Origin of the sequence: Salipiger abyssi, from assembly GCF_001975705.1 — a bacterium.
Lineage (GTDB): Bacteria > Pseudomonadota > Alphaproteobacteria > Rhodobacterales > Rhodobacteraceae > Salipiger > Salipiger abyssi.
In genome coordinates, this window is sequence record NZ_CP015093.1 from 1,929,103 (window position 1) to 1,938,258 (window position 9,156).

The following is a 9,156-nucleotide window of genomic DNA, read 5'->3' on the forward strand; positions in this document are numbered from 1 at the left end:
GGCTCAGTCTCCCCCGTCCGGCAGGCCTGCAAGCGCTTCGCGGTGCAGCGCCTCGTCACCGGCATAGTATTCGGCGATGAAGGCATCCACGTCGGGACCGAGATCGACGGTGCCGTAGGTTTTCTTTGCGTCCGCAAACAGGCCGCTGCCGGTCCAGATCGGATAAAGCGCCTTGCGCACCGGTTGCGTCAGCAGCCGCCGCCCGACAAACCGTGCCGCCGGTTGCACCGCACGGGCCCAGGGCTTGGGTTGGCGCCGGGTGTGGGTGCGGGGGATTTCGATCTCGAGTCCGGTGTTCTCCGACAGCCAGGCCGAGAGCGCATCCGTCCGGTCGACCGGGAAAACCGCCTTCACGACGCGCGCGCCGTCCAGGTCGACAAAATCGGTCTGGCGGGTGAAATGCGCATATTCCGCCGCGCAGAAGGGATCGTGCCGGGACAGCCAGTCGCTGACCCGTTCCGCCTCTTCGCGCACCAGCGGGTCGTCGGCGCGGATCGCGCCGGCGCCGCGGAACTCCTTTAGCCGCTGCATCAAAGCGGACAGAAAGCGCCCGCGCGGCGCGCGCGTCATGGCAAAGGAATAGGGGGCTGTGCTGAGCGCTTTCCAGGTTTCCGGCAATGTCGAACGGATATAGCCGAGCGGCAGGTGAATCGGGTGGATATGGCCGAGCGCGGGGTGGTCGAAGCCCTGCGGCCACATGCCGGGCTCTGCCGGAAACCGTTGCGATAGGGCCAGCCGCGCCGCCTCTTCCATCTCGACGCCCAGGTCTTCGGCCAGACAGTCATAGCTGGCTTCCTCGAGATCCAGCGCCTTGTGGACGCTCATGCCGGCGCATTTCGGGACATGGATGAAATATATCCCGCGATCGGGGAGGTATTTCATGAGCTTCTCCTCAAATTCACCCTGAAAAGACTTGCAGTGTAAAGACTTTCAGCTTCCAGCCGGCGACGAGGACGACGCCTGCCAGCAGCGTTGCGATGCCGAGCCCGAGTATCAGCGCGCCGATCCCCGCCAGCGCCAGCGGCCCGGTGATCCAGCTCCAGATCAGCCACAGCGCGAGGCCGTAGGCGATGACGATCACAAGCGACACGGTCAGCGCGCGGAGCGCCCCGCGAATCTCGATCCCGGCCTTTCGCTTCATGACGATGAGCGCGGCGCCGGTGGCAAGCGCGGTAACGGCGGTCTGTGCCCAGGCGAGGGCTGAAAGGCCGAAGGGGGAGGCGGCGAAAACCGCCAGAATGATCGCGCCGGCCGATCCCATGTTGAAGAACATCAGCAACCCGGTGCGGCTGCGCGCCGAAAGCGCGGGTGTGAGCAGAAGAAGCCCAACGTTCATGACGCCGCGTATGGCCATTGCGTAGGTCACGCCAAGGCCCGCGAGGTAGGCGGAGTTGAAATACGATCCCACGACGGTCTCGGCAAAGACGACGATCACCGCCGCCACCCCCCCGGTGAGCAGCACGAGCGTGCCGACAAAACGCTCCACGAGTGGGCCGAGCGGCTTGTCATTGCGGTTGGCGGCGCCGAACTGGGTCAGCGAAAAGCTCTGGATCGGCTGGCCGACCACGTCGATGGCGCCCTTCGCGACCCGGTTGCCGAACCGATAAAGACCGGCCTCGGCGGTCGAGAACATGAAACCGAGCAGAAGATCGCCCGAATACTGCTGAAGAAAGTTGATGAATCTCGATCCGTAGAGACCGCCTGAGAAATTCGTGGCCTTCCGCGCCAGATTGCGGTCGAAGCGCAGGGAGGGGCGGTCTCCGGCGAACAGCAGATATAGCATGATCGCCGACAGCACACGCACCGCGCGGAACGCCACCAGCGCATAGAGCGATTGCCACAGCCAGAGCAGCAGCACCCCGCCGGCAAGGGCGAGAGCGTTCTGAAGGAACATCACGGTGAAATGCAGCTGGACCTTCTGGCGGCGCAGCAGCACCGCCGAGTACCAGGCGGTGATCCCGGCAATCGGCTGCAAGGCCGAGAGCAGAACGAGAACCGGCCCCAGTTCCGGCGCATCGAAGAGCCACGAGATCGGGTAGGCCGCGGCGATCATCAGAAGCGCGGCACCGGTCGCAAGGCCGGTGAGCAGCCAGAAGCTCGTGGACAGGACCGTCTGGTCGTCTTCCTTCGAGGTGACGATGAAATGATAGAACCCGGTGTAGGTCATCGTCTGGATCAGGGTCACAAAGACGATGCCCAGACTGTAGACGCCATATTCGGCCGGCAACAGGAAGCGCGCCGCCATCAGCGTGATGACAAAGGTGGATATCTGCTGGAGCGAGCGCGACAGGAAAGCAAAGATCGCAAAGGCGCCGCGCTTGCGGCGGCCTTTCCAACGATTGCCAATTGCCTGATCGTTTTGTGTGTCTGCCACCGGGACTGCCCGTGCTTTTCTGCATCTGCACTATGCACAGCAGGCGGAGCTGGATACAACTATGGAAGTCCGGCAGCGCTCTCTGGCGCCAAGGTTTGTGCATCCTTTGACGTGACGAGGGCAGAAAGCGTGCAGATCGTCCCGAGCACCCTGATCGTCATGGTGATGATGATCGTGATGGCGGCCCGCGGCCCCTATTCCGGTTTGCTGGTGCTGTTCGGTCTGACCCCTTTCGGCATGATGGCGGCGTTCAATCTGCCCGCCGTCGGCGGCACCTCGATCACCGGTATCGACCTCGCCGTTCTGATGCTGTCGGGAATGATTCTTCTGCGCGCGAAGGCCCCGCAGGAGCTCGCGCGTCTGGCGGCGCCCGGCGGCGCTGGGATTTTGCTGCTGGCCTTCCTCGGCTATGCGACGCTCGTGACGCTTTTTATGCCCCGGATCTTTGCGGGCATGACCGAGGTTTTCGGCATCGGTCGCAGCGGCAATGCGTTGGGCATCGTGATTCGCCCGCTGGGGCCGAGCGGCGGCAATATCTCGCAGCTCATCCGCATGATTCTCAGCATCATGGCCTTTGCGGCGGTCGCGTTCTTTGCCGCCCGGCGCCCGGATCCGCAACTCTTCCTGCGCTGTATTCAGGTGGCAACCGCAGTTCATGTGACGCTTGGCATCACCGATATCCTGACGAACGCCGCCAATCTCGAATTTCTTCTGGCGCCCCTGCGTACCGCGAATTACGCGCTGACGCTCGGACAGAAAATGGCGGGCCTGAACCGGATGATCGGCGGTTTTCCAGAGGCGTCCTCCTTCGGATACTACTCTCTCGGCCTGCTGGGTTTCTGGCTCAGTTACTGGTTCGAGTCCGACCGCAAATCCATGATGCCGGGCCTGTTTCTCGCGGCGGCGGCTTTCGTGACCCTGCGCAGCACCTCGTCGTCGGCCTATGTTGGCGCGGCGCTGCTTGCGGCCGTGTTTGTCGCTTCACGCCTTCAGATGCAGCAGGACAACGGACTGCGCCCGCGCAGCGTCGCGATCCTGGTCAGTACGCTGGCGCTGATACCGGTCTTGGTGGCGAGCGTGGTGATCCTTTACCAGATGGTGCCCGGGTTCAGCGATTTCATCGACCGCTCTCTCATCAACAAGCTCGACAGCGACTCCGGCGAGGAGCGCATGGAATGGAATCTTCAGGCGCTCAGGAATTTCTACGACACCTACATGGTCGGCGCGGGCCTCGGGGCGGTGCGGGCCTCCAACTGGCTGATCTCCGCGCTCGCCACCACCGGCATCCCGGGCACGTTGCTGCTGATCGGGTTCCTCTGGCGCGTTTTCAGGCTGCCGGTGCTGCAACTCGATCCGGAAACGCGCCATCTGGTGACCGCCCTGAAATTTGGCTGCGCGGGGCTTTTGTGCCGGGCATTGGTGGTCAAGGCATCGCCGAATCTCGACATTTTCTTTTTTGCCATCGCGGGTGCGGCGGTGGGCATCGTCACGGCCTCCTGGGCGCGCGGACGCCGCCCGCTCGCCGTCATTCCGAAACACGCGGTTGCCGCGTAGCGGTCGCTCGACCGGGGCAGGATCCAGAGGACAGGGCCTGATATGCGAGAAATGGTGAAGTCAGGGATGGGCACGGCCATGGCCGCGCTGAACCCGCAATGCCGCTATGGCAAATGCATCTTTGTCATCGCGCATATGCGCTGCGGCTCGACCGCGCTTTCCAACATTCTCTGCTCGCGTCCGGACGTGTCGGGCTATGGCGAGGCCCATATTCGCTATGACGGCGGCGGCGCCCTGGGGCGGCTGGCGGTCAATCAGGCGAAGCGGCAAAGCTGGAAACCGCGTGCGACGCATCTCTTCGACAAGATTTTGCATTCGCGTCATGACGGCGCGGCTTGCGACGGCTTTTTCACCGCGCGGGCGATCTTTGTCGCGCGCGAGCCCTTCGCGGCCATCCGCTCGATCCGCAAGCTTTACGATGGGCTCGGGCGGGACGAGTACACCACAGATACCGCGGCCGCCGAGTATTACATAGAGCGCATGGAAACGCTGCTCCGTCATTGGGACCGGTTTCCGGCCGACAACCGGGTCGGGCTGACGCATGCCGCTTTGCTGGCGGCGCCTGAGGCCGAGCTGGAGCGGATCTCGACCGTGCTTCGGATCTCGCCCCCGCTGGAGAATCGCTATGAAAGCCGTGCTGCGTCCCGCAAGGGTGGCGCGGGCGATCCGACCGCAAGCGGCAAATTCACCCGCATCGAACCCCGACCGGGGGGCGGGTTTGCGGAAGACGGCGCGGATCTGGCACTCTCTCCCGATCTGAGGTCTGCCGCGCAGGATGTCTATCAGCGGTTCCGCCGGACCATTGGTGAGCCTCACGCGTAAGAGACCGTGAGGGCGCGGGCACAGGCCTGGATCACAGAGACTGGCCGGCACAGGCTGGGCCGCTTCTGGAATGCGGCAAAAGCAGGGCGTGCCGCCAACTGAAATGGTCGGCATTTCCGGGTCTTGGGTGGAAAATGCTGCGATGCAGAAAGGGATCTGTCTCCGCTTTTGCTGCGCTTTGATCATTCGGGTCGCAACATGACATTAGTTTTCGCCGCAGAGCAGAATTGCCAGTTGCCGGATGTCGGGTGAAAGGGCATGCTGCCTTTGACTTGGTAACGACCATCATCATTCAGTTATTTGAGGCCGGCCCTGCAACTTTCCCGTTATACATCTTATTCGACACCCGACGATGGTACTGGCCCGTCTGCTGTTCCTCACGATGATGACCGTATCGAGCTGGGTCTGGTATTCCATTCGATCTGGCGTCAAAAATGGATGATCTTGGCTGTCGCGCTGGTTTTCGCGGTCATCGCCTATCTCATGGTTTCGCAGATCACACCGCGCTACACCGCCCGCGCGAGTGTCATGCTCGACCCGCGCTCGGTGCAGGTTCTGTCGTCCGAGGATGTCGTGTCCGATCTCCAGCTCAGCCACCCGCTGCTCGATACCGAGGTCGCGGTGCTGCGCTCGAATCTGCTTCTGGAGCAGGTGATCCAGAGTTTCGAGCCGTCTCGGCTCGAGGCGTTCGACCCGGCGAACCGTCCGGTCCCGACGACGACGCGCATCAAGATGTCGATCCGTTCGGCGCTCGGCAGCGTGCGCGACGCGATCCTCGGCGGAGGCAACGAGGCCGGTGGCAACCGGACCTCGCAGCTGCTGGGCGAGGAGGAGATGCGCATGCGCCGTCTGATCGGCGCGCTGCGGCAGAGCCTGACCGTCTGGCGGGAAGGGCAGTCCTACCTGATTTCTGTCTCGGTTGAGACCGAGGATCCCGAGCTATCGACGCTGTTCGCCAACGGCATCGTGCGCACCTATCTCGCAAGCCAGGTGTCGGAGCGGGTCGGTGCCATCGAAGGCGCGACACGTTTCCTGGCGGAACGGGTCGAGGAGATGCGCTCGGATGTCGAGGCTGCGGAATCCGCGATCGAAGAATTCCGGACCAACCAGCTCGCCCGGGTTGGTGTCTCTCCGGCCACTATCGAGCAGCAGCTTCAGGAACTCAGCACCCAGCTCGCACTGGCGCGAGCCGATCTGGCGCAGGCGCAGGCGCGCTATGATCAGATCCAGTCGGTGATTGATGCCGACGGCTTCGCTGCCGCCGCCGAGCTTCTGTCCTCGCCCTTCGTGCTGTCGCTGCGCCAGCAGCTTTCCGAAATCAGCCGCGAAAATGCCGATCTCGCGACTCGGCTCAGCCCCGATCATCCAGAGCGCCAGACGCTGCGCGCCGAAATCGAGGCGCTGAACGAGGAGCTGTCGCAGGAGGTTCGGCAGATCGTTGCCACCATGCGCAACGAGGTGGAGGTCGCCCGGATTCGCGAGCAGTCCATTCAGGACAGCCTCAGCGCGATCGAGAATCGGGCCGCCGACCTGTCGCGCGCAAATGTGGCCCTGCGCCAACTCGAACGTGAGGCCGATGCCGCGCGGGAGAACTATCTGTCGATGCTCAACCGTCTGAACGAGACGCGCTCCACCGAACAGGTGCAGCGTGCCGATGCCCGAATGGTCGAGCGCGCGGTGATCCCCGGTGCGCCCTCGGCGCCGCGCACGGCGTTGTTTACGGTGTTCGGCGGGGTTCTGGGCTTTTCCGTGGGGCTTGTCATCAGCCTCATTCTGCTGATGACCGGCGCGGGGTTCAAACGTGCCGGCCAGGTCGAGCAGACCATCGGGCTGCCGGTGCTGGCGTCGCTTCTGAAGGGCAACTGGCGGTCGCCGCGGGCGATGTTGCGTCAGCTACGCGAAACGCCCTATCAGAATTTTGCCGAGCGTCTGCGACAGCTACGCACCGCGCTCATGCTGCGCAAGACCAGGTCCGATGGCGGGCAATGCGTATTGCTGGCCTCCTCCGTCGCCGGTGAAGGCAAGACATCGACCACGCTGGCGCTGGCCTATCTCGAGGCGCTGTCGAAACGCTCCTGCGTGGTGCTGGATTTCGATCTGCGCCGGTCTCCGCTGGCGCGTGAATTCGGCTATGAAGCCAAGACCGATCTTGCCGGCGTGCTGCTCGAGGGTAAGCCCTTGGAGGACGCGGTCTATACCGTGCCCGAGTTCGGTTTCGATCTCATCACCGTCAAGAAATCCGCGCCCGAACTCGTCGACGTGGCGAACAGCGATGCGCTGGCGAAGCTGGTCGAGTCGCTGAAGGCGAAATACGATCTTGTCCTGATCGATACCGCGCCGATCCTCCTGGTCTCTGACACGCTGCGCCTGGCGCGGCTCGCGGATTACGCGCTGCTTCTGGTGCGGCAGAACGCCACCAATCGCCGGGCTGTGGCAGAGGCGGCCCGCATGCTGGAAGATCTGGGGGCCACCTCGATTTCGGTCGCGCTGACCATGTGCGACCCGCGCAACGAAAAGGCGACCTACGGCTATGAGAGCCAGTATGCCTATGGCAGCCCGTGAACTGGCCCGGATCGGATTGGCCTTCGGCTGACTGCGAGGGGCCTGCGATCCGGAGAGCCGGGCCGGCGCGGCGTTCGCGGCGCGCTTGGCAGATCAGCTGAATGGGGGGCAGGTGCCGTAATTACGGCTTGGCGCCGCAATGTGCTGCAATGCAGAATATTGCGTGTTGCCAGGCTGGTATTCTGTGGGCCATGGTTCGTGCAACACCGCGTTTTTCCATTCCGAGCCGGCACATTTTCCGATGAGAGATCTTTCAGATATCAGCATCCAGAACGGCCGGCGGGTCGCTATCATCCATTATTGGCTGGTCGGTATGCGCGGCGGCGAAAAGGTTGTCGAGGCGCTGTGCCGGATGTTTCCCGAGGCGGATATCTTCACCCATGTCGCCGATCCGGCGCGGCTGTCCGCCACGCTTACGCGGCATAACATCGTCGAGACACGCATCGGCCGGCTGCCGATGGCCAGAAAGATGTACCAGAAATACCTGCCGCTCATGCCCCGGGCGCTGGAGGAGCTGGATCTCACCGGCTACGATCTGGTGATCTCTTCGGAATCCGGGCCGGCGAAAGGGGTGATCGCGCCGCCCGACGCGCCGCATCTGTGCTACTGCCATTCGCCGATGCGCTATCTCTGGGATCAGTATCACGTCTATCGCAACGGCGCGGGGGCGCTAACCAGGCTGATGATGCCGATGATGGCGCATTCCCTGCGGCAATGGGATGTGACCAGCGCCGCGCGCGTCGATGGTTTCGCGGCCAATTCGCATTTCGTCGCCAGCCGTATCCGCAAATACTGGCGCCGTGACGCAGAGGTGGTGGCGCCGCCCGTGGCGGTCGAGGATTTTGCACCTGCTCCGCCGCAGGAGCTCGGCGATTTCTATCTCTGGGCCGGCGAGCTTGCGCCTTACAAACGGCCGGATATGGCGGTCGAGGCCTTCCGCCGCCTGAACCTGCCGCTGGTCGTGATCGGTGGACCGCAGGAGACCGTGGACAAGCTCAAGGGCAATGCGGGCAGCCGGACGCGATTTCTTGGCAAGGCGCCGTTCCCGGTGCTTAAGGAGCATCTGGCACGCTGCAAGGCGCTGATTTTCCCGGGCGAAGAGGATTTCGGCATCGTTCCGGTCGAGGCGATGGCCTCCGGGCGGCCGGTGATCGCCTATGGCCGGGGCGGGATTCTCGATTCCGTGGTGGAGGGCGAGACCGGCCTGTTCTTCCAAGAGCAGAGCGTTGAGGCGCTGGTCGACGCGGTCGAGCGGTTCGAAGCGTCGGGGCTGGCGACGGCGGGGCCGGAGCGATGCGTGGCGCGGTCGCGACTCTTCAGCGAAGCGGCGTTCCGTGAAGGGATCGCCGGCAGCCTGCGGAAGATCGGCGCATGAGAATCAGCGATTTGTGCAGCAGCTGATTGCCAGCGCGGACAGCAGGACGAACCCGGTTCCGAACGCGGAATAGAGCGGCAGCGCCCACAGCAGCGACAACGTATAGGTTGTGATCGTCCAGATGGTGAGGACAAGCGCAACGGGAATTGCCAAGAGCACGATCCCAAAGGGAATTCCGCGTCTGCGCGACCCGCTTTCCTCTTCTGAATGCTCCTCTGGCTGCGAACTCGCCGCCTTTGCGGCCAGGCCGCGCCAACCATCGCTGTGGTACATTTCTCGCGTGCTTTCGATCTCCGCCCTGGGACTAGGGTAATCCGGAATTGGAATGTTTCACAGCCGCTTGTTACAAATACGTCAATATTTGTTCAATGCCGATTTCCTGAGCGTTGTAAAAGGCCGATCCCGGCGCCTGCCTTGTGCGGCGATTGATCGTCTGCCCGGTGGATGGGCAGAGGCAGGCACGGTGCGC

The 9,156-nt window shown here is 63.3% G+C and carries 7 protein-coding genes; 4 read left to right on the plus strand and 3 right to left on the minus strand.

All coding sequences use genetic code 11. The features are described from left to right. Window positions 1-3: 3 nt before the first annotated feature. Window positions 4-882, minus strand: coding sequence for a hypothetical protein (locus tag Ga0080574_RS12845; protein WP_076699735.1), 879 nt, complete (start codon window positions 880-882; stop codon window positions 4-6). Window positions 883-898: 16 nt separating this feature from the next. Beyond that, a complete protein-coding gene (locus Ga0080574_RS12850; protein ID WP_076699737.1) occupies window positions 899-2,374 on the minus strand; it encodes an oligosaccharide flippase family protein in 1,476 nt (491 codons plus the stop codon). Between Ga0080574_RS12850 and Ga0080574_RS12855 the strand changes: the two genes are divergently transcribed. The 4 genes from Ga0080574_RS12855 (at window position 2,360) to Ga0080574_RS12870 (ending at window position 8,687) form a co-directional block, all read left to right on the plus strand. After that, window positions 2,360-3,928, plus strand: a complete 1,569-nt coding sequence (locus Ga0080574_RS12855; protein WP_156876357.1) for a hypothetical protein — start codon at window positions 2,360-2,362, stop codon at window positions 3,926-3,928. The two genes, Ga0080574_RS12850 and Ga0080574_RS12855, sit on opposite strands and share 15 nt — an antisense overlap. A 78-nt stretch (window positions 3,929-4,006) precedes the next feature. Continuing rightward, a complete protein-coding gene (locus tag Ga0080574_RS12860; RefSeq protein ID WP_237219374.1) occupies window positions 4,007-4,750 on the plus strand; it encodes a sulfotransferase in 744 nt (247 codons plus the stop codon). A 300-nt stretch (window positions 4,751-5,050) separates the two neighbouring features. Then, window positions 5,051-7,312 carry a GumC family protein gene (locus tag Ga0080574_RS12865; RefSeq protein ID WP_076699746.1) on the plus strand — a complete coding sequence of 754 codons (2,262 nt, stop codon included), beginning with the start codon at window positions 5,051-5,053 and terminating at the stop codon, window positions 7,310-7,312. A gap of 241 nt (window positions 7,313-7,553) precedes the next feature. Then, entirely contained in the window at window positions 7,554-8,687 is a 1,134-nt protein-coding gene (locus Ga0080574_RS12870) for a glycosyltransferase (RefSeq protein WP_076705934.1), read from the plus strand. A gap of 3 nt (window positions 8,688-8,690) precedes the next feature. Here the strand turns inward: Ga0080574_RS12870 and Ga0080574_RS12875 are convergent, their stop codons facing one another. Beyond that, complete coding sequence (locus tag Ga0080574_RS12875) at window positions 8,691-8,960, minus strand: hypothetical protein (protein ID WP_076699749.1); 270 nt, start codon at window positions 8,958-8,960, stop codon at window positions 8,691-8,693. Window positions 8,961-9,156 lie beyond the last annotated feature (196 nt).